The organism is Sorangiineae bacterium MSr11954, from assembly GCA_037157815.1.
Lineage (GTDB): Bacteria > Myxococcota_A > Polyangia > Polyangiales > Polyangiaceae > Pendulispora > Pendulispora albinea.
Genome location: CP089984.1, coordinates 578,955 through 598,485, shown reverse-complemented (window position 1 = coordinate 598,485; position 19,531 = coordinate 578,955). Strand labels below are relative to the sequence as shown.

20 protein-coding genes are annotated in these 19,531 nt (G+C 66.7%); 10 read left to right on the top strand and 10 right to left on the bottom strand.

From position 1 onward, the window contains the following. The first annotated feature begins 97 nt into the window (after positions 1–97). The 4 genes from LZC94_02455 to LZC94_02440 are packed head-to-tail and all read left to right on the top strand — an operon-like array spanning position 98 to position 4,471. Complete coding sequence (locus tag LZC94_02455) at positions 98–1,486, top strand: amidohydrolase family protein (protein ID WXB16142.1); 1,389 nt, start codon at positions 98–100, stop codon at positions 1,484–1,486. Positions 1,487–1,543: 57 nt separating this feature from the next. Next, positions 1,544–2,620, top strand: a complete 1,077-nt coding sequence (locus LZC94_02450) for an epoxide hydrolase (GenBank protein ID WXB16141.1) — start codon at positions 1,544–1,546, stop codon at positions 2,618–2,620. Continuing rightward, positions 2,617–3,285 (top strand): queuosine precursor transporter, encoded by a 669-nt coding sequence (locus LZC94_02445; protein WXB16140.1) that lies wholly within the window; start codon positions 2,617–2,619, stop codon positions 3,283–3,285. Before LZC94_02450 ends, LZC94_02445 begins: the two co-directional genes overlap by 4 nt. After that, positions 3,278–4,471, top strand: a complete 1,194-nt coding sequence (locus LZC94_02440; protein WXB16139.1) for a hypothetical protein — start codon at positions 3,278–3,280, stop codon at positions 4,469–4,471. Before LZC94_02445 ends, LZC94_02440 begins: the two co-directional genes overlap by 8 nt. A gap of 26 nt (positions 4,472–4,497) precedes the next feature. Here the strand turns inward: LZC94_02440 and LZC94_02435 are convergent, their stop codons facing one another. Continuing rightward, complete coding sequence (locus LZC94_02435; protein ID WXB16138.1) at positions 4,498–5,607, bottom strand: trypsin-like serine protease; 1,110 nt, start codon at positions 5,605–5,607, stop codon at positions 4,498–4,500. A gap of 221 nt (positions 5,608–5,828) precedes the next feature. On the opposite strand from LZC94_02435, the gene LZC94_02430 reads away from it, so the two are divergent. Continuing rightward, positions 5,829–7,316, top strand: coding sequence for a HEAT repeat domain-containing protein (locus LZC94_02430; GenBank protein ID WXB16137.1), 1,488 nt, complete (start codon positions 5,829–5,831; stop codon positions 7,314–7,316). Positions 7,317–7,379: 63 nt separating this feature from the next. On the opposite strand, the gene LZC94_02425 is transcribed toward LZC94_02430, so the two are convergent. From LZC94_02425 to LZC94_02410, 4 genes are read right to left on the bottom strand one after another with little or no spacing between them, the layout of a single operon-like run. Next, a complete protein-coding gene (locus LZC94_02425; GenBank protein WXB16136.1) occupies positions 7,380–7,841 on the bottom strand; it encodes a cytochrome P460 family protein in 462 nt (153 codons plus the stop codon). Then, complete coding sequence (locus LZC94_02420; GenBank protein ID WXB16135.1) at positions 7,838–8,836, bottom strand: heme-binding domain-containing protein; 999 nt, start codon at positions 8,834–8,836, stop codon at positions 7,838–7,840. Before LZC94_02420 ends, LZC94_02425 begins: the two co-directional genes overlap by 4 nt. A 52-nt stretch (positions 8,837–8,888) precedes the next feature. Next, positions 8,889–9,938: an alpha/beta hydrolase gene (locus LZC94_02415; GenBank protein WXB16134.1), complete on the bottom strand. Its 1,050-nt coding sequence runs from the start codon at positions 9,936–9,938 to the stop codon at positions 8,889–8,891. After that, entirely contained in the window at positions 9,935–10,363 is a 429-nt protein-coding gene (locus tag LZC94_02410) for an organic hydroperoxide resistance protein (GenBank protein WXB16133.1), read from the bottom strand. Before LZC94_02410 ends, LZC94_02415 begins: the two co-directional genes overlap by 4 nt. A 163-nt stretch (positions 10,364–10,526) precedes the next feature. Between LZC94_02410 and LZC94_02405 the strand changes: the two genes are divergently transcribed. Genes LZC94_02405 through LZC94_02395 form a run of 3 tightly spaced genes read left to right on the top strand, consistent with a single transcriptional unit; the run spans position 10,527 to position 12,463 of the window. Then, positions 10,527–11,003, top strand: a complete 477-nt coding sequence (locus tag LZC94_02405) for a MarR family transcriptional regulator (GenBank protein ID WXB16132.1) — start codon at positions 10,527–10,529, stop codon at positions 11,001–11,003. Between the two features lie 53 nt (positions 11,004–11,056). Then, the gene (locus LZC94_02400; GenBank protein ID WXB16131.1) at positions 11,057–11,644 is read left to right on the top strand and encodes a helix-turn-helix domain-containing protein; all 588 of its coding nucleotides are present in this window, start codon (positions 11,057–11,059) and stop codon (positions 11,642–11,644) included. A gap of 12 nt (positions 11,645–11,656) precedes the next feature. After that, positions 11,657–12,463 carry an SRPBCC domain-containing protein gene (locus LZC94_02395; protein WXB16130.1) on the top strand — a complete coding sequence of 269 codons (807 nt, stop codon included), beginning with the start codon at positions 11,657–11,659 and terminating at the stop codon, positions 12,461–12,463. A 33-nt stretch (positions 12,464–12,496) separates the two neighbouring features. Here the strand turns inward: LZC94_02395 and LZC94_02390 are convergent, their stop codons facing one another. From LZC94_02390 to LZC94_02370, 5 genes are all read right to left on the bottom strand, one after another. Further along, positions 12,497–13,387: a hypothetical protein gene (locus tag LZC94_02390; GenBank protein WXB16129.1), complete on the bottom strand. Its 891-nt coding sequence runs from the start codon at positions 13,385–13,387 to the stop codon at positions 12,497–12,499. Positions 13,388–13,566: 179 nt separating this feature from the next. Beyond that, positions 13,567–13,710, bottom strand: a complete 144-nt coding sequence (locus tag LZC94_02385) for a hypothetical protein (GenBank protein ID WXB16128.1) — start codon at positions 13,708–13,710, stop codon at positions 13,567–13,569. Positions 13,711–13,837: 127 nt separating this feature from the next. Continuing rightward, on the bottom strand, positions 13,838–14,524 hold the full coding sequence (locus LZC94_02380; protein WXB16127.1) for a TetR/AcrR family transcriptional regulator: 687 nt from the start codon (positions 14,522–14,524) through the stop codon (positions 13,838–13,840). Between the two features lie 244 nt (positions 14,525–14,768). Beyond that, the gene (locus tag LZC94_02375) at positions 14,769–16,160 is read right to left on the bottom strand and encodes a hypothetical protein (protein WXB16126.1); all 1,392 of its coding nucleotides are present in this window, start codon (positions 16,158–16,160) and stop codon (positions 14,769–14,771) included. A 71-nt stretch (positions 16,161–16,231) separates the two neighbouring features. Continuing rightward, a complete protein-coding gene (locus LZC94_02370; GenBank protein WXB16125.1) occupies positions 16,232–17,422 on the bottom strand; it encodes an ROK family protein in 1,191 nt (396 codons plus the stop codon). Between the two features lie 120 nt (positions 17,423–17,542). Between LZC94_02370 and LZC94_02365 the strand changes: the two genes are divergently transcribed. Then, positions 17,543–18,613, top strand: a complete 1,071-nt coding sequence (locus tag LZC94_02365; GenBank protein ID WXB16124.1) for a Gfo/Idh/MocA family oxidoreductase — start codon at positions 17,543–17,545, stop codon at positions 18,611–18,613. Continuing rightward, positions 18,610–19,530, top strand: a complete 921-nt coding sequence (locus LZC94_02360) for a TIM barrel protein (GenBank protein ID WXB16123.1) — start codon at positions 18,610–18,612, stop codon at positions 19,528–19,530. Before LZC94_02365 ends, LZC94_02360 begins: the two co-directional genes overlap by 4 nt. The last annotated feature ends 1 nt before the right edge of the window (position 19,531 follow it).

The window sequence follows — 19,531 nt, the reverse complement described above, 5'->3', positions numbered from 1 at the left end:
CGCGAGGGTCGCCAGGAGAGAGAACGAAGAACCATCGCGGCGCCCATGTACAATGTGCGGATCCGTCCAGCTCGGACCCGGCGAACGAACGCATCCCATGCCGACCCGATTTTACGACGCAACGCTCCAAGGTCTTTTGCTCCCCATCGTGATGATGCTCGGTGCCGCCCCGGCGTGCCATGAGGCTGCGGCCCCGGCGGCGCCCGCGGTCGCCAAGGCAGCCGCGCGGCACGCGCTCGCGATCACGCACGTGACATTGATCGACCCGACCAGCGGGGCTCGCCCGAATATGACCATCGTCATCGACGGTGCGCGAATCGCCGATGTCGGCCCCTCGAACGAGCTTGCCATCCCCGAGGGCGCGACGGTGCTCGAGGGTTCGAACCGCTTTGCGGTACCGGGCTTTCTGGACGCGCACGTGCACGTGTCGCAAATCGGGGTGGACGCCATAAGGCTCTTGGTCGCCAATGGGGTCACCAGCGTGCGCGACATGGGGAGCGCCTTCGCCGAGATCACCCGCTGGAGGGAGCTCCGCAGCTCGGGAGGCCTCGCGCCGCGCGTGTTCTCCCCCGGCCCAAAGATAGACGGGCGCGGGGAGGAATGGGACGACAGCTGGGTCCTCTCGTCTCCGGACGACGTGCGCCACGGGGTGGCTCGATTGAAAGCCATCGGCGTCGATTTCATCAAAGTACATAGCGGGCTATCGCGCGCCCAATACGACGCGCTCGCCGACGAGAGCCGCAAACAGGGGCTCTCGTTCGCGGGCCACCTGGGGAAGGAATACCCCGCGCTGACCGCGGTCGCCCGAGGACAGCGCACGATCGAGCACGGAAATGACATGGTTCCTTGCGACCAACGCGTGCGCGAGCGAATTCGCGCGGATCCGGCCCACGCCCGATTCGCGTTCGTGTGCGCCCCCGAGTCGGATGCAGAGGCGATTCTCCCGGCGATGGCGCGCGCAGGCGTCTGGTTCACCCCCACGTTGGTATCCTGGCGCGGCCACACGTTGAAGCGCGAGGCCGTTGCGCGCCTCGACGGGGTCCACTATGTGCCCGCGGTGCTCGAACGCCGATGGGCAGAGCCCGAGCCACCGCTCGACGCCATGGAGCTCGAGCTGCACGCGGCCCTCGGTCCCCTCGCCGCAAAGGCCCATCGCGCGGACGTTCACCTGCTCGTCGGCAGCGACGTGGGCGATCCGTACGTGGTCCCCGGCTTCGCGCTGCACGACGAAATGCAACTGTTCGTCGAGGCCGGCATACCGCCCTTGGTCGCGATTCGAAGCGCGACCCTCGAGCCCGCGCGCGCGCTGGGTGTCGCCCATGCTCTGGGCTCGATCGAGCGCGGCAAGGCCGCCGACGTGGTCCTCCTCGGCGCCGATCCTCTGGCCGACATCCGCAACACGCGCCGCATCACGGCCGTGGTGATGAACGGCCGCCTCCTTACCGCGACATACCTCGCCGCGTTGCTCGATCCACTACGCCACTAGGGCTTCGATGGCCATGGCCCGGTTGCTCACCCGAGCACGAAGAGTAGTCTGGCGTTCATGATCGAACGGTTCTCCATCCACGTCGACGAGCCCTTGCTGGATGACTTGCGGGCCCGCATCGAGGCGACGCGCTGGCCCGATCAGATACCCGATGTCGGCTGGACGCAGGGGACCGAGCGCGCGTACCTGCGCACCATGCTCGCGTATTGGGGCGGCGAGTTCGACTGGCGCGCGCAAGAGCGTTGGTTGAACACGTTTCCCCACTTCATGTGGGACGGGATTCATTTCGTGCACGTGCGGGCCCGCGAGGGTCGAGGGCTGCCGCTGATCCTCACGCACGGCTGGCCGAGCTGCTTCGCCGAATACCTGGCGCTGGTCCGGCACCTCGACGCGTTCGATCTGGTCATTCCCTCCCTGCCCGGTTACGGCTTCTCGCCGCGGCCACCGCGACTGGGAGTCAATTACCGCTTCGTTGCGGATCGCTGGCACGCGCTCATGCAGGAGCTGGGCTATTCGCGCTACGGCGCCGGTGGCGGCGACTTCGGCGCGGGCGTCGCGTCGTTTCTAGCGATGGATCATCCGGAGTCCGTGATCGGGCTTCACCTGACGACCATGGAGTTGAGCGCGCCGCACGACGCGCCCGGTTTGTCCGAGGCGGAACGTTCGTACGTCGCCGAGAAGCAGCGCTGGCTCGAGGTGGAGTACGGCTACAGCGCGCTTCAATCCACCAAGCCGCAGTCGCTCGGTTACGCGCTCAATGATTCTCCGGCGGGGCTCGCGGCGTGGCTGCTCGAGAAATGGCACTCGTGGACCGGGACCATGCCCTCCAATGACTTTCTGTGCACCTTGCTCACCATTTATTGGGCCACCGAGACCATCACCTCGTCGATGCGCGATTATTACGACAATCGTTTTCATGGCGTGCAGCCCACCTTCGTCGACGTCCCCACCGCGTTCGGCGTCTTCCCTTGTCAGACCGTGACGGAGGGCGAGCCACCCCGTGAGTTCGCCGAGCGACTCTATCGGGTCCAGCGGTGGACCACGTTCGATCGCGGCGGTCATTTTGCGGCCATCGAGCAGCCCGACCTGGTCGCGGCCGACATCGCCGAATTTTTTCGCGATCTCCAATCATGACATCGAATCGAACCGTATCGCGCGTCGGCGTCGCGGCCGTCGGCGCTTATGTCGGGGCGCAGGTGGTGGCCGATATCACCAGCGTCAAGATTGGGACGGTCTTCGGGTTGGCCGTCGATATGGGCACGTGGATTTATCCCATTACATTTACGTTGCGGGACGTCGTCCACAAGGCATTGGGGCGGAGGGCCGCCCGTACATTGGTGCTCACGGCCGCCGCGGTCAATTTGGCCATGGCGGCGTACCTTCAATGGGTGGCCCGCCAGCCGAGCGATCCCAGTTATACCTTGGGCAACGAATTTGCCGCCGTGCTCGGGCCGCTGTGGCGCATCGCCGTGGCCTCCATCCTGGCCGAGATCGCGAGCGAGCTGCTCGACACCGAGGTGTACCACTGGTTCGTTCGACGGGTGACGACGCGCTACCAATGGGCCCGGGTGGCGCTCTCCAACGCGGTCTCGGTCCCGGTGGACAACGTGGTTTTCGCGGTGGGAGCCTTTGGCGCCTTGCCCTTTTTGAAGGAGCACCCCCTGACATTGCCGTGGGCTTCGGTGTGGTCCATCTTCGTCGTCAACCTCGCGGTCAAGGGCGCCGTATCGGCCCTGAGCTTGCCCCTCATCTACCTGTCCGCCGATCGCGATTGGCAAACGGATCCCCACGATGCCTGAGCGCGATTTATCCCCGAGCGAAGCCCGGATCATCGACGATGGCGTGAGGGCGATCTTCGCCATCACCACCGTGGCCGGCGCGGTCGATGCCGAGCGCCTCCAACGCGCGTTCGGCCTTTTGCTGAGCGAACAACCCCGGCTCGCTGCCACCATCGTGCACGATGGCCAGGGTTATGTGCTGCGCGACGGCCCGGCGCGCGCCCCAGGCGAGTACGTCGTCCAGTCCACCTTGGACACATCGATCCATACGCCGCTGGAACGCGCACGTGCGCTCACGCAACTCTCGATTTCGCCGGATGGCGAACGGACCGAGGTGGCCTTGGCCATCGATCACGCCATTGGCGATGGTCGGTATTTGGTCGCGATGAACGAGCGGCTTTGGACCATCTACACGGGCGGCGACGCAGCGGCATCCAAGCCCGCGGGCGCGCCGGCGCTGCCCATGGAGGTCCGGCTCCAGGATCGGTTCGACCCAGCCGAGGTGGCGGAGCTGATCGCGCGTCTGGCCGAGGCGCGTCCGCCGTCCGTCCTGCCGACCCGCCCGGATCCGGGCCCCGATACCACGCGCACCGCGATCGCCCAGCTCGACGTCGCGGCGACCGATGCCTTCTTCGCCGTCGCGCGCGCCCACGCCGTCTCGATTCACACGTTGGTGTGCGGTGCTTTGATGACGGTGCTGCGCACCCGATTCGACCCCTCCACCGCGCCGCACACCATCACATGCGACTCGCCCGTGGATCTCCGCGCGCGCCTCCACCCACCGCTGCCCGCCGATGTGGCGGGCCTGTGCGTCGGGTTCGCCACCGTTTCGGTGAGCACGCGCGGCGATGAAGACGCCGTCGAGCTCGCGCGCGCGATCCAGCCGCAAATGGACGCGGCGCGCGCGTCGAGCTTCCCGGAGAAATTTCTCCTGGCGAGCGCCAAGCTGCCAGGCGACATTCACAGTCGCACGACCATGCTCGTGTCCAACCTCGGGCCGCTCCCGGCCCCCCCGATGCCGGACGATCTCGAGCTCGTCGACATTCAGCTCCTCGTCACGGGCACGGCGCCGCCGCCGTTCTTCGTCGTCACGACCCTTCGCGGGCGGCTGCGGATCGCGCTGGTGTACACCGAGGCCCACCATGAGCCCGAGCGCATGCGCGCGTTGATGGCCGATATCGGGCGGGCATTGCGCGCGGTGCGCTGAGCGCTACGGCGCTCCGATGGCCTCGATCACTGGGGCACGCAGCAGGCAGCGTCTATGCCGCAGCGGAGATCGGAGTCCGAGCGCTCGCCGGCGCTGCATTGGGATTTGCGGCAGGTACCGCCCGCGCTCGAGCACGTCGATACGGTGCTCGCCCAGCTCGGCGCCGTGTAATTGCCCTCACGCGCAGCCTGCAGGGCGGCGGAGACGATCCACGCGCGGTGCCGATCGAGGCGGACGTTGAGGCTCCCCGAGCTCTCCCCATCGAGCCCGAACCCACCGGCGGAGTGCACGCCGATGAGGGTCGGCTTGGTCGCGAAGTTGTCATTGAGGAAAACACCGCAACCCGAGTCCCCCGACAAGGTCGAGCGCCCGATCAAGAAAATGCCCTCCGTCGAGGGCAGCTCGTTGTTCGGCTGCTCGAAGTCGGGGATCGCGTACCCCACACCCGCCCCGATGAACGGAACATTGGTCAGCACACGCCGTTTGAGGTCGCCATCGTCATTTCGGACCAGCTTGTGGGTCACCGGATCGTACGCGCGATCGATGACCCCGCGTCCGACGACCGCCGCCTTGCCGTCCGCGGGCGGATGGCTGACCAGATTGCGATGCAAATCCACCCAAGCCGGTTCAACGTCATTGATATTTTGCGACAACACGAGAAGCGCGACGTCATCGTCGCAGCCATTGTTCCCCTCGGCCACGACGATGCGAGATACCTCGATGAAGCGCGGGCCTCCGACCTTGATGGACGGATCCGTGCTCACGCGAACGCCGCCCGGCTTGGCCGGGTTCGTCGTAAGATAGCTGTTACAGAAAGGCGTTTGCTCGATGCCTTGGTGCACGCAATGGCGGGCGGTGAGCACGAGGTTCGGGGCCACCAACGAGCCGCTGCATCGCGAGCTCGCCGTACCGACGCAGGCGCCCACCTCCCCCTTGGCGGGATCGGTGTTGAGCACCCCGGTGCAAACGCCGACCTCGAAGGGGTGCGCCGTGTCGATGGGCGCGTTGATCAAGCTCGATTCATGCGACGCGCTCGACGGAGCCGAGTCATTGTCTTGGCCCGCGCTGCTGCATGCCACGAAAGAAGGAATCGCCATGCCCAATGCGAGCAGCCGGCCAAAATGGGAAGAACGCATTTCACTCTCCTGCCACCGCGCCATCCTGGCGCCGTGAAGCAGCGAGTCGGTAAGGTGCGCGTCATCCCGAACAAGGGATTGGCACGAAACGTCGATTGTTTGGCGTCTTTTCCACATTCTTCGCACCCGCGGGCTCGCGGGGGACGCCCTCGGCGCTTTCGCGTCGTTCGTGGACGAATTACGTAGCTATCGATCGAAAGTATTGTCAAAACTCAAGGTGGATGAGAGTGCTTTGGTTGGGGCTCGCGTTTGGACTGCTGACGAATTGTGCGCGTGCGGGCGTGCGGGAAAGCTCGCCCGCGTCGATGGGGGACTCCGTTTCTTTTCCACCCTCGAGCATCGATGCGCCCTCGCCAACACCGTACCCCAACGACTTTCGTCCGACGGAGAAGCTCGTATCGAAGCGGCGCGCGCGGGAGGAGGTCGACCGGATGGCCGCGTTCGGCCGGATCACGAGCGAGGCCATCGGTCCGGATGGGGGCCGCAGTCCGGTGTGGACCGCGTACGAGCGCGCCGTCGCGGAGACGTCACCGGCCGAGCAGATCGCGCTGGCCCGGCACGAGAACCCCGTGGTCCGCGGCTACTTCGTGCAGCTCGCGGCAGTGGAGATCCCATCTTCGATGGAGCGGGTCTATCCATTGCTTGCCGATGCAACGCCCGTCGCCACGCAGAGCGGCTGCGTGATCCGGCACACCTCGATCGCGCTCCTGGCCTTCGACGCGCTGCTGCCCGAGCGTGGCGATCCGGCGCGCTCGCCCTTTCTCGCGCGGGTGGCGTCGGATGACAAGGTCACGTTCGGCGTTCGCGCGCAGGCGCTGACCGCGCTGGCAACGGCCGGGCACCCCGATGCGAATCGTCTGGCGCGCGCGGCGCTCGCATCATCGAACGAAGAGCTGCGCGGCGCGGGGATCCGCGCGCTGGGCACGCGACCCGAGGGCGGTGATCTCGAGCGGCTCGAGGGCTTTGCCCGTTCTCCCGACGCGAAGACCCGGCAAGCGGCCGCGATGGGGCTCGGCAGCATCGAAACCCGGCGGGCCTCGGAGCTGCTCGTGCCGCTCTTCACCGATCCGGATCCCATGGTCCAGCGCGCGGCGCGCCGTGCGTATGCGGCGAATGTCGCGTCGGATCCGGACAAACTCCGTCTTTACCTGCAGGCGGACGCGGAGACGGCGGACGACATGGTATTCGGTCTCTCCCGCCGGGAGACCGAGCTCGCGTTCGACGTCGTCGAATCGGCCTTGATGGAGAACAAACCGAGAATCGGCCTCTGGGAGGTACTGCCTTTTGTACGTGGCCTCGTCAAAAGCGTGGGCCCGGACGCGATCCCTCGTTTGCGCAAGCTGCTCGGCGCACGCAACGAGAACGCGCGCGAGGCGGCCATGTATTGGCTGTCGGACATCGGCGACAAAGGCAGCATTCCCGACCTTCGCGGCGTGCTTCGAGGCGGAACCGTCCACGATGTGGAGCAAGCGTGCCACGCCTTGGTGAAGCTCCGAGCCGTGGAGGCCGTCCCCGATTTGGTCGAGCTCTTGAAGCACGACGACCCCGACGTCCGCCTCCACGTGGCCAAAGCGCTGGTCGCATTTCGCGCTCGAAGCGCGATCTCCGCCTTGGAGGCGACCGTGGCACGCGAACGAGGGTGGGCGAAGGTGCCGCTCACCAAGGCGCTCGATGCGCTGAAAAAGGGCGAGGACTTGAAGGATCCCTGATTCGCGAGGCCTCGCGCCGGCTGCCGGCGTCGTTCACGGGCCGTGAGTTTCTCATGGCATTTCTCATGGAACGATGGACGCGTGCTGGGCCAAGATGTACGCGGCGCGTTTGGTAGCCTCCTCGGGGGCGGCGGCCGCCTTCTTCAGCGACTGGCCTTCGTACTTGGTATAGGCGGGTGCGTCCGCCGCCACGGCGACTTCTTCGACGGACACCACGTCACCGGGGATGTAGGCGCCGAACCAGCGATCGTCCGGGACGCGCTTCCAGGTGACCAACGACAGGCGCGCGCCCTCCGAATAGGGCGCACCGTTCCGTGCGCGCGCGACCGCGGCCGGATTGCCGTAAAGGATGGACATCGTGCCATGGCTTCGATGGATCCACGAGGTGACCACACGCCAATCATGAGGCGCGAGAGACGAGGTTTCGGGCAGCGAGGCCGCCTGGTTGTCCGTATTTTCGGGCCGCCCGGCGGTGTTGCACGCGGCCAAGAGCGCGGCGGCGGCGAACGGTAGGAGGTATTTCATGGCTGTTTCTTGGCGAGATTGAAGGGGGCGGTGAAGACGAAGTCGTATTTTTCCATGGGCTTGTGGCAATTCAGGCACTCGGTGCCGGCAAAGGAGGCGTCCTGACCGAAGGGTTTCAGCTCTTCGCCGTGCCAGCGCGCAAAACCCCAACCGGATGTCGATGCATATTGCCGCGCGTCCTTGATCATGAATCCGACGGTCTTGAAGTCGCCCGTATGGACGTTGCCCTCGGCGTCGGTGACCTGTGACCAGGCGACCTTGGCGAAGGCGGTGCCGTCCGGCCAAGGGTTGGTGCGCTTGTCGGCGATGGCCTTGACGGCGACGTCGTTGCCCAAGATGACCCGCGTCTGCCCGAGATCGACACGGTCGGAGACGCTGATCGTCTCCCAATTCTTGTAATCGGGCTGGTACCCAATGCCATTGGGCGAGGGCGCGACGTCGCGCTTCGCGTCCGTAGGAGCCTTGGGGGACGAGCTCTCGAGCGTCGCCGCCGTTACTTGCGTGCTCGAGGCGCTGGAGGTGCTCGCGGCGCCTGCCGTGTTTGCGGCCAGCGCAGGGGTCAGCGCGACCAGGTAATTGCGCAAGGCGGCCAGGTCCTGGTCGGAAATTTTGGCCTCGGGATGGAGCGAGGCATAACTGGGAGGCGGCATGGCCCCGAACTGCATTTGATTCAGGGCCTCGAACAACTTGCCGCTGCGCTGAGCGTCGTTCAATCGATCCCAGTGCGAGAAGTTCATCGCCGCGCGCCCCGCGCGCACGTCCCGGCTCACGATCCAGGGCGCGGGCCCGATATGGTCGAACCACGCGAGGTGGGTCTCGTTGGAGTGGCAATCGTAGCACGCTCGTCGCAGCACGGACTCGACCTCGGCCGGCGCTGCGATGTCGCCCGTGATTGGCGGGTGGCCGATTTGCGGCCGAACGAAGTACAGGCCGGCGAGCCCCGCCGCGCCAGCGACCCCCACGTAGAGCAACCCTTTTCGTAGATGCTTGTTCATTTCGAGTTCCGAGTCATGGATGGAAGATGCGAAGTCGGTTATCGGGACGGAATCAATAGCGGTCGACTTCGATGACGGCGTCGGCGAACGCCTGCGGGGCTTCCTGCGGCAGGTTGTGGCCGGCGCCTTGCACGATGCGATGGGTGCGTCTCCCCGAGAACTTGGCGGCGTAGGCGGTGCCGTCGGTGGCCGGGGCCACGCCGTCGGAGTCCCCGTCGAGGGTGATCGTGGGCACGGAGATCACGGGCCCGGCCGCGAGCCGCTGTTCGACCTCGTCGTACCGTGGCTCGCCGGCGGCGAGGCTGAGACGCCAGCGGTAATTGTGAATGACGATGTCGATGTAATCCGGATTGTCGAACGACGCCGCGGAGCGCTCGAAGGTCGTGTCGTCGAAGCCCCACTTGGGCGAGTTCACCTTCCAAACCAGGTTCGCGAGCTCCCGACGATAGGCGCCGTAGCCAGCCCGGCCTCGCTCGGTCGCAAAGTAATATTGGTACCACCATCCGTGCTCGGCCTTCGGCGGAGCGGCCGTTGGTTGCGTTCGAGATTGTTGATCAGATAACCGTTGACCGAGACCATCGCCTTGCATCGCTCTGGCCAAAGCGCGGCGATGATGTTGGCAGTGCGCGCCCCCCCAATCGTAGCCGGCCAGGATCGCCTTCGGGATGCGCAGCGCGTCCATCAAGGCGAGGATGTCGAAGGCCACCGCCGACTGCTGCGCGTTCCGGAACGTCTTGTCGGAGAGGAAGCGCGTCGTCCCGTGGCCGCGCAGGTGTGGGACGATGACCCGGTAGCCGGCCGACGCCAAAAGAGGAGCCACATCGACGAAGCTGTGAATGTCGTAGGGCCAACCGTGCAAAAGAAGGACCGCCGGCCCGTCGGCGGGGCCGGCTTCTGCGTATCCAACATTCAAAAGGCCGGCGTCGATCTGCCGGATCGGACCGAGCGACGTATGCGCTCCTGGCTTGATGGGGGGTGACGCGGGCCTTCGCTCCTCCGAGTAGGCTTTCGCGCAGCCGAACGCCCCGAACGACGTAGCCACCATGGTCAGCGCCGCGGTACCGAGGAAGCGGCGGCGGCGGAGATCGACGTCCTGGCTCAAGACTTCGCCTCCACCAGCTCGATCGCGACGTCGATGTTGCCGCGCGTGGCCTTGGAGTACGGGCACGTTCGGTGGGCCGCGTCCACCAGGGCCTGCGCGACCTCGGGCGCGAGCCCCGGCAAGCGGACATGGAGGCGAGCCCGGAGGAAGTAAGCCCCGTCCGTGGTGCCGAGATCCACCTCGGCGTCGACGGTGGTGTCGGCGGGGAGCGCGATCTTCCTCTCTTTGGCGGCGAGCCCCATCGCGCCGATGAAGCAAGCCGACCAGCCTGCGGCGAACAGCTGTTCGGGGTTGGTCCCGCCGCCCGATGTTCCGGGGGACGAGAGCGCGATGTCGAGGCGGCCATCGTCGCTGCGGGAGCTGCCGTTGCGTCCGCCGTAGGTGCGCGTTTTGCCCGTGTAAATGACTTTTTCGAGGGATGTCATGGCGTTGGATCCTTTCGGAGAGCAGGTTCGTATCGGTTACGATTGAATCGCATACGAGTTTCATCGCCAGGTGCTTTTTTTAAGATCGCGTCCGATTCACTCGTATCCGACCCATCCTACCGGTACGATGGGGGACCCATCGACCCCTGCGCGAGAGCCATCCATGAGCGTTCCCAAATCGAAGACACCGCCGAACCCCAAATCGCGTTCGGATCGCAAGCTCGCCGACTTCCTATGCTTCGCGATCTACACGTGCAACCTCGCCTATGGCCGGGCGTACAAGCCCATCCTCGAAGAGCTTGGCCTGACCTATCCGCAGTACATCGCGATCGTCTCGCTGTGGGAGGAAGGGCGTCAGACCGTCGGCAGCCTGGGCGAAAAGCTCTTCCTCGAGTCGAACACCCTCACGCCGCTCCTGAAGAAGCTCGAGAAGATGGGCTACTTGCGGAGGGAGCGCGATTCGGAGGACGAGCGCCAGGTCTTCGTGACCTTGACGGACGCGGGCCGCCGCTTGCGTGAAAAAGGGCTGAAAATGAACCTGGTGAAGGCCACCGGCTTGTCGCCCGAGGAGTTCCCCAAGATGCAAAAGGCCGTCGTCACCCTCCGCGACAACCTGCTTCAGGCGGCGCGCGGCAAATGATCGAGGGCCTGCTCCGGGTTTGACAAATATTTTTGTCAATGCTACGAACAGGTATGCTCGACGTCGACGTCATCGACGATCCGGCGGCCGCGACGGTCGCGCTGGATCCCATTCGCAACCGCCTCTTGAGGGAGCTCGCGGAGCCGGCATCGGCGGCCACGCTCGCCGCGCGGGTCGGGCTTACGCGGCAAAAGGTGAACTATCACCTGCACGCGCTGGAGGCGGCCAAGCTGGTCGAGCCTGCGGAGGAGCGGCGGTGGGGCGGCATCACCGAGCGGCTCATGGTCGCAACGGCTTCGGCCTATGTCGTCTCGCCGGGTGCGCTGGGCGTCATCGCCGCCACGCCGGAGCGCGTGGCCGATCGCCTGTCGGCCAGCTACCTCATCGCGCTCGCCGCGCGCGCGGTGCGCGAGGTCGGCGACCTATGGCGTCGCGCGCGCCAGAGCGACAAGCGCCTGGCGACGCTCTCGATCGACACCGTCATCCGCTTCGAGTCGCCGGCCGAGCGCGCGGCGTTCACCGCCGATCTGACCCACGCGATCACGTCGCTGGCCGCGCGCTACCACAACGAGCGCGCGCCAAACGGACGGCCGCACCGACTCGTCGTGGGGGCGTATCCCGCCCCCGAAACCAAATCGTGAAAGGAACGAGCGATGCCCCTCAAGAAAGACGGAACAGGCAAGCGTTGGGTCGAGATGGAGATCGTGACCCCGGGTACGCCGGAACGCGTTTGGCAGGCGCTGGCGACGGGGCCCGGCTACGCCGCCTGGTTCACCAAAGCAGAGATCGAGGAGAAGGTCGGTGGCAAGATTCGGTTCGACTTCGGCCCGAGCGGCAACAGCAACGGCGAAGTGACCAAATGGGAGCCGCCCCACCGCTTCGAATACGAGGAGCGCGGGTGGAGCGAAGGCGCCCCGCCCCTCGCGACCGAAATCACCATCACCAGCCGCGCCGGGGATCGTTGCCTCGTCCGCATGGTGCACTGGCTCTTCAGCTCCTCGGACGAATGGGATGATCAGATCGAGGGCTTCGAGAAGGGCTGGCCGGCCTTCTTCGAGGTGCTGCGCCTCTACCTCGCCCACTTCGCGGGGCAAAAGGCCAGCTCGTTCCTCATCATGAACCAGGTGAAGGGCGAGGAGCTCGCGATCTGGAAGCAGCTCACGGGCGAGCTCGGCCTCGGCGCCGCCGATGTCGGCGACGTTCGGAGCGTGTCCGAACAGCAGGAGGCATGGACCGGCGTCGTCGAGCGCATCATCCAAGACGACAAGCAGCGCTACGTCCTGCTCCGGCTCACCTCCCCCGCATCGGGCGTGGTCATCGTCGCTACCTACAACGCCGGAGAGCACGTCAATGCGAGCATGACGGTCTTCCTGTACGGCGACGACGCCGAATCGCGCGCCCTGGCGAGCAGGGAAATGTGGCAAACGTGGATGGCGCAGAAATTCCCTGCCGCGAGCTAATGGAGTGGCCCGCGCCGGGCGCGGGCCCTCTCGTCAGCGCGCGCTCGACGGTGCGACCAACTCGGCATCGAGCACCTGGCTCGGTTCGAGCCGCGCGCCCTGGAAGGGGCGAAATAGGCTCGTCATCCGCGCGCGGTGCGCGTCGCCGAGCAGCTCCTCGGAGAGCACGCGGGCGCGGGGGTCGGGCCACTCGCTCGAGGGCGGCAGCGCGGCGGCGAGATCCTGCATCCAGATGTAGCCCAAGCCGTCTTCGTCGCTGCTGCGGACGACCAAGTCCACCTCCGGCAGGAGGATGCCGCAGCTTCCATCCCACGCCACCGCGCGCAGCACGCGCCCCGGCGCCATGTCCGAGCGAAGGTACAAAATGGTCGGGACGAAGCACGCAATGAGCTCGCGATCCATGCGCTCCGCCAGCGCACCCTTGCCGAAGTTCCAACGCCAGGTGCGGGCGATGTCGGCCGAAGGCAATGTCCAGAGCGACGCATCGTTTCCTTGCCTCGGCGGTCGGGCGCCGTCCCCGATCATGATGCGGTAGGCGGCGCGGTTGCCCTTGTCCCAGCCGCGAAGGAAGCCCTCCGTGTCGTAATCGGCGCTCGGGATGGCGCTCTGTGGGTCCTCGACCCCGAGATCGAAGTGCCGCACGAAGGCTGCCACCTCGGGCTCCGCCTCCAAGGCGAAGACGTGCGGGCGGAAGAAATTCATGTTGAACGCAATCGGCAGCACGGGCGGCGCGTCGGGATCGTGATCGACGGCCTCGAAGTCGAATTGAAAATAGACGCCCGTGGCTTCATTTTCGTAGCCCGCCTGGCCGCTGTCGGCGGTGCCATGGAAGAGGTAGTGCGGGCGCTTCTCGAACCATGTCCGCATGTCCTCCATGGACGGCACCCGGGGACCGCGCGCGCGAAAGAAAAGGTCGTAGCTCATGGGCATACACTCGGCATCTCGCGACTTTACACCGAGACACGCCGTCTTCCACGGTCGTCGTTGATCCGCAAAGGCGGCCGCCGTTCTTTTGCGGGCGACTGGCGCGCATGCGCCCTTTCCGGATTCGTCCCCGGATACGGGCCGCCATGCCATGGCGGGATCGGACGCGATCGATCCACCTAGGCGCTCGTCTCGTCCACCACGTCGACCACGACGATGACCAACCGCCGGTCATGAATCGCGTAGACGATCAGACCGGGCAACGCTCCACACATGAAACCATTCGTCACCTCCGCATGCTTCATCGCGGGCGCGTTCTTCACGGTGGATCGGCTCGCGGCCGAGCACTCTGCCCCTCGTGCCTCTGCCAAGCCTCAACGTGGCCGCCGCTCCGGACCTGCGCGGTCTTTGCGCCACCGAGCAACGAGCCGCCGCTCCGGCGCGACGTGTTCAGCGCGGGCGGGCGCGCACGCCGGAGCGGCGTTCGCTCAATGAGCGTTCTTCTTCGGCCCGTGGTCGCGATGCCGGCAGGAGCGCATCGAGCACGCGGCGGTGGAGCTTTCGGAGTGTGCGTTCGCTCGCGCCCGCGCGCGCACGTAAGGCGAGGCTCTGCACGAGCGACGAGATGGCGAGGGCGAGTCCGGCCGGCTCGACGTTGCTGGGGAGCTCCCCGGCTTGCGCGGCGCGCTCGAAGCGGCGCTCGAGCCGCTCGTCGAGCTCTTCGATGGTGTCCTCGAGGACCTGCCGCACTTCGGGCTCCTCGACGCTCGCCGAAGGCGCCGTCGCGAACACGAGACATCCGAGCGGCTGCTCCGCGTTGCCGCCGGCGTAAAGCGAGGCGATGAAATCGAGGTAGATTTCGAGCTCGGCGCGCAGGGGCCCTAGGCCGAAGGGAACCGTTTGCATCCGATCGCGCATCCGAGAGCGGTAATGCTCGAGCGCCGCCACATAGAGCGTTCGCTTGTCGCCGAAGGCGGCCGCGAGGTTGGGGCGATTCAAGCCCGCGGCGGCGGCCAGCTCGTCGAGCGATGTGCCGCCAAAGCCTTTGCGCAGAAACACCTCCACCACGCTGTCGAGCGCGGACTCCGTGTCGAAACTGCGAGGGCGTCCGCGACGCCGAGTGGATGCATCCGTCATTTATCGAGACCCCGATGGTTATTTCTTGCGGTATCGAAAGAAAAGTCAAGGTTTCGAGCACCCTCCAGAGGGGAGAAATGGCCGATGAGCGCTCACGGGCACGGTACCGTGATGCGTGCGCTCCGGAGGTTGTCCGAACGACGGCCGCGAAGTTTGTCCTCGTGTACGGGTTCGAACATTCATTCCTACGATACGGTCGTACTTGCTTACTTCCACGACATGGCGCGCGCCGCGTTTCGGAGGCTCACGGGACGGGGAATAACGCCACGACGGGCCATGACGGATAGTCGGTACGGAGCCGATAGCCATCGTTGCAAAACGGGGCATCGGTGGAGTAGGAGCCCCGGGTCTGCGCATCCCGCGGTAATGTCGTCACGCATCGATAGCCCGGCGGGCCCGATGTGATGTTCGTGCCGAGGCCGAGCGATCCTTGGAAGTGACCATAAGCGAGGACGCCGTGGGAGCTCGGGACGTAGTGCATCGAGCGGTTCATTTGCTTCGGCGGATGCTCCAACTCGAATTGCGCGCGCGTTCGCATCGTGACGGTATCCATGTCGATCACGAGCACGCGCTCCACGATCGCGTCACCGGGCTCGGATTGAATCGTCACGTCGCCGAAATGCATCGTTGCGCCCCGGGGGCGGCAGAAGAAAAAGACGCTCGCGAGCAAGCGCTGCGCCGTGGCCGCGATGGGGGTAGGTTGAACGAGGCAGCCGCTATTTTCCGCCGGCCAATCGATCCGCCATGGGCGAGCACCATCGTGATCGACGAAGACGAGATTGTCTCGTTGCTGCACGACCCAGCCCGTTTCGAACGCGGTCGCCTCGTAGCTGTCGTTCGCTTGCCAAAGTACGATATGCCGGCGCGGCCCCGTAACGCGCTCGGCGCTGCCGCTGCCGCTCATCCACAAATGGGATTCTTCGTCGTACGTGCATCGCGTGGCCGGCGCGGCATACGTCCCCACGCGGGCGCCATGATCGTCCAATTCGAGCGCGATCCCATCGCCATCCGAGGTCGGGAGCGGCCGTCCCTCGAACGATGTCGAGGTTGGGTGGTCGAAGCAGATCGCGATTCGCCCGCGGGTGGCGGCTACATCGAGGTTGCGCACCTCGCCACGGATTCGTCGCTCCCACGCGATGTCACCCGCCGAGTCGAGACGCAGCACCCGCGCTCCCACGAGGCCATCCACCATGGCGGGGAGCGCCACCACGATTCCATCGGCGGTGGCGGCGGCGATCGGTCGGGACGATCCGTCGGCGAACCTCGCGCACATCCCCGGAATTTGCGCCGACCACACCAGCGCCCCGCGCGGATCGAGCCTTTCGACGAGCACGTCGAGCTCCCGGCAGATCGCTATGTAAATGCTCCCGGGGGCGGCTGCGACATGGAATGTGCCCTCCAAACGTGGCGGCGTGATGGCCCACATGGCTCGAAGAGGCGTTGGAGAGAACGGTGGGGCCGCCGGCGGCGATGTCCGCCGTGTCTTCGCCATGTCGTCCGCGATGGTCCGCGCAGGGCGTGCCGGCGGCGCCTCGAGGTTCGGCGCAGCGCCGCGGTGCGTGCAGCCGAGGAGCACGATGGAAAATGCGGTCGACCAAACCTTGGCACGCATGGCCCGTTGGACCGCCACCGGCATCCCTTGATTCTACGTCTTCAACCACGTCGGGCCAGACGATCGCGCCACGATCGCCGTAAGGCGCGCCGGGGTCACACGCCGGCGGCGAGCGCGCGGTCGACCGCCTCGGGCGAGAGGATGTGCTCGATGACCATGACGGCGGCGCCGATCACGCCGGCGCGGTCTTCCAGCTCGCTGCGCGCGATGCGGAGGTGGCGCGTGGCCAGCGGCAGCGAGCGCCGATAGAGCTCTTCGCGCACGCCGGCGAGCAGCTGCTCGTGCGCGTGGGCCACGTCGCCGCCGATGACGATGACCCCCGGGTTGACCAGGTTGACCGCGGCCGCGAGCACTTGCCCGAGCGCGCGGCCGGCCTCGCGGACCAGCATGGCCGCGTCGCGGTTGCCGCCGCGCGCGAGCTTGACCACGTCGCGGCTGGTGGCGGCGGGGATGCCCATGGCGGTGAGCGCGCGCGCCATGGCGAGACCGCCGGCGACGGCCTCGAGGCAGCCGACGTTACCGCAATGGCAGGTGGCGTCCTCGCGGTTCGTGACTTGGATGTGGCCGATGTCGCCGGCCGCGCCTTGTGCGCCGCGATGGATGGCGCCGCCGGTGACGATGCCGCAGCCGATGCCCGAGCCGACTTTGACGAACAAAAGGTGCGCGGCGTCGCGCCAGTGCATCCAGTGCTCGCCGATGGCCATGATGTTGACGTCGTTGTCCACGAGCACCGGCACCTCGTGGTAACGCGAGAACCAATTCGGGATGGAGAACCCATCCCACCCCGGCATGATGGGCGGGTGCACGGCCTGGCCGCTCGCGAACTCGACGGGGCCGGGCACGCCGATGCCGATGCCGCGCACCTCGTTCATATTGCGGCCGGAGCGATAGACCATGCCGGAGAACTGATCGCGCACCCACGTGAGGACGTGCTCGGGGCCCTTGGCGATCTCGAGATCCGTCGCGCGCTCGAGGAGCGGGCGGCCCGCGAGATCCGCCACCGCCAGCCGGCAGTGTGTCACGCCCAGATCGGCCACCAGCACCAGGCCCGCGTTCGGATTGAAGGCAAAGACCGCCGGCGGGCGGCCGCCCGTCGATGGATTTTCGCCGGCGTCGACGATCAGATCACGCGCGCGCAAAAGCTCGAGGCGCTGCGCCACTGTGGAGCGGGCGAGGCCCGTCATTTCGATCAACTCGGCGCGCGTGCTCGCGCGGCCTTGCCGAATGACCTGCAGGAGTGCCCCGGAGCCGGCGACCGGCTGACTGATTGAACGCTCCCGCAACATGGGTTCGAGGACATAAGCCAAACGGTGGCCCAGCTGTCAAGCCGAAGCCCAGCACCTTTTGACTTATCGCAGCATAACTTATGATTTACAACACGCAAAAGTACCGTTACGAATGAGCAGATGAACTCAACCTTTCGCGTCGCCATTGCCGGAACAGGGTTCGTGGGGCGCATCCATGCACGGTCCGCGCGGCTCGCGGGCGCGCGTTTGGTCGGCATTTCGGCGTCCAGCCCGGAACGGGCGCGGGCCGCTGCCGTCGAGCTGTGCGCGGAGCGTGCGTTCGGGTCGTCCGAAGAGCTGGTGACATCGCCGGACGTGGACGTGGTCCACATCTGCACGCCCAACCATCTGCACGTGCCGCTCACCGAGGCGGCCCTCGCCGCCGGCAAGCACGTCATCTGCGAGAAGCCGCTGGCCCTCGATGTCGCCGGCGCCGAACGACTCATGCTCGCGGAGAGCGCCAGCCGCACGGTGGCCGCGGTCCCCTTCGTGTACCGTTTTTATCCGCTCGTGCGCGAGCTGCGACGGCGCGTGCTCGCCGGCACCCCGGGCCCGCTGCACTTGATCCACGGCACGTACCTGCAGGATTGGCTGCTCTTGCCGGGCGATCACAACTGGCGCGTCGACGCGGAGCTCGGGGGCCGATCGCGCGCCTTCGCGGACATCGGCTCGCACTGGTGCGACCTGGTCGAATTCGTCACCGGCCACCGCATCATGCAGCTCTGCGCCGACATGTCGCGCGCCCACCCCTCGCGCCCCACGGAGGACTTCGTGACCATGCTGTTCACCACGGACCGGGGCGCGCGCGGCTCGGTGGTGGTGAGCCAGGTCTCGGCCGGGCGCAAGAACCGGCTCGCGATCGAGCTCTCCGGGCAGCACGAGACCTTGGCCTTCGACCAAGAGGCGCCCGAGAGCGCGTGGGTCGGCCGGCGCGACGGCGACCACGTCGTGCGGCGCGATACGGGGCAGCTCTCTCCGGAGGCCGCGCGCTATGTGGTGGCGCCCGGCGGCCACCCGCAAGGCTACGCCGACGCCTTCGACGGCTTCGTCCGCGACGCGTACCAAGCCATGCGCACCGGCGACGTCCCCAGCGGTCTTCCCCGCTTCGCCGACGGCCTGCGTGCCTCGCGCATCGTGCAGACCGTCCTTCGCTCCGCGGAGACGCGCACCTGGCAGGAGGTCCCCTCGTGAAGCTCGGCTTTCTCACCGCGTGCCTCCCCGGCCTCTCGCTCGAGGACATCGCGACGTGGGCGAAAGGTCACGGCTACGAATCGCTCGAGGTCGCGGCGTGGCCGCTCCAGGGTGATCGCCCCTTCACCGCCACGCACGTCGCGGCGGAGCGCATGGATGATGCGGAGCGCGCGCGGATCGCGGGCATCGCCGAGCGGCACGGGCTGACCCTGTCCTCGCTCGCCTACTACGACAACAACCTGCACCCCGATCCGGCGGAGCGCGCGCGTGTGCACGCGCACGTCCGCTGTTGCATCGACGCGGCGGCGTCGCTCGGCATCCCCACGGTGGGCACCTTCGTGGGGCGCGATCCCACGCGCAGCGTGGCCGACAACCTGCGCGAGGCCGAGCGCGTCTTTCGCCCTTTGGTGGAGCACGCGGGCGCGCGCGGCGTGAAGATCGTCATCGAGAACTGCGTGATGGAAGGCTGGCACCCCGACGGCTACCCGGGCAACCTCGCCTATTCGCCGGAGCTCTGGGAGTGGATGTTCGACGTGGGGCTCTACCTCAATTTCGATCCATCGCACCTGGTGTGGCTCGGCATCGATCCCATCGCCGCCGTGCGCCCGTACATCCATCGCATCGCGCACGCGCAGGCCAAGGACATCGAGTGCTTCCCTGCCCTGCAGAACCGCTACGGCTTCTTCGGCAAGGTGCGCGATCGCAAGGACGCGTGGGACATGGGGTGGTGGCGCTACCGCGTTCCCGGTCTGGGCCAGGTCGACTGGGTGCGCTTGATCGACGTCCTCTACGAGGGCGGCTTCGACGGCGCCCTGTCCGTGGAGCACGAAGATCCCGTGTGGGGCGGCACCGAAGACAAGGTGAAGACCGGGCTCGAAATCGCATACCGCACGTTGCGCCCTCTGGTGGTGCGCTGAA

Coding starts and splice junctions, on each gene's coding strand:
- LZC94_02405 (WXB16132.1), top strand. CDS start 10,527: ATGAGCGTTCCCAAATCGAAGACACCGCCGAACCCCAAATCGCGTTCG.
- LZC94_02375 (WXB16126.1), bottom strand. CDS start 16,160: ATGCCGGTGGCGGTCCAACGGGCCATGCGTGCCAAGGTTTGGTCGACC.
- LZC94_02425 (WXB16136.1), bottom strand. CDS start 7,841: ATGAAATACCTCCTACCGTTCGCCGCCGCCGCGCTCTTGGCCGCGTGC.
- LZC94_02430 (WXB16137.1), top strand. CDS start 5,829: ATGAGAGTGCTTTGGTTGGGGCTCGCGTTTGGACTGCTGACGAATTGT.
- LZC94_02365 (WXB16124.1), top strand. CDS start 17,543: ATGAACTCAACCTTTCGCGTCGCCATTGCCGGAACAGGGTTCGTGGGG.
- LZC94_02370 (WXB16125.1), bottom strand. CDS start 17,422: ATGTTGCGGGAGCGTTCAATCAGTCAGCCGGTCGCCGGCTCCGGGGCA.
- LZC94_02400 (WXB16131.1), top strand. CDS start 11,057: ATGCTCGACGTCGACGTCATCGACGATCCGGCGGCCGCGACGGTCGCG.
- LZC94_02435 (WXB16138.1), bottom strand. CDS start 5,607: ATGCGTTCTTCCCATTTTGGCCGGCTGCTCGCATTGGGCATGGCGATT.
- LZC94_02390 (WXB16129.1), bottom strand. CDS start 13,387: ATGAGCTACGACCTTTTCTTTCGCGCGCGCGGTCCCCGGGTGCCGTCC.
- LZC94_02455 (WXB16142.1), top strand. CDS start 98: ATGCCGACCCGATTTTACGACGCAACGCTCCAAGGTCTTTTGCTCCCC.
- LZC94_02440 (WXB16139.1), top strand. CDS start 3,278: ATGCCTGAGCGCGATTTATCCCCGAGCGAAGCCCGGATCATCGACGAT.
- LZC94_02380 (WXB16127.1), bottom strand. CDS start 14,524: ATGACGGATGCATCCACTCGGCGTCGCGGACGCCCTCGCAGTTTCGAC.
- LZC94_02395 (WXB16130.1), top strand. CDS start 11,657: ATGCCCCTCAAGAAAGACGGAACAGGCAAGCGTTGGGTCGAGATGGAG.
- LZC94_02450 (WXB16141.1), top strand. CDS start 1,544: ATGATCGAACGGTTCTCCATCCACGTCGACGAGCCCTTGCTGGATGAC.
- LZC94_02420 (WXB16135.1), bottom strand. CDS start 8,836: ATGAACAAGCATCTACGAAAAGGGTTGCTCTACGTGGGGGTCGCTGGC.
- LZC94_02410 (WXB16133.1), bottom strand. CDS start 10,363: ATGACATCCCTCGAAAAAGTCATTTACACGGGCAAAACGCGCACCTAC.
- LZC94_02445 (WXB16140.1), top strand. CDS start 2,617: ATGACATCGAATCGAACCGTATCGCGCGTCGGCGTCGCGGCCGTCGGC.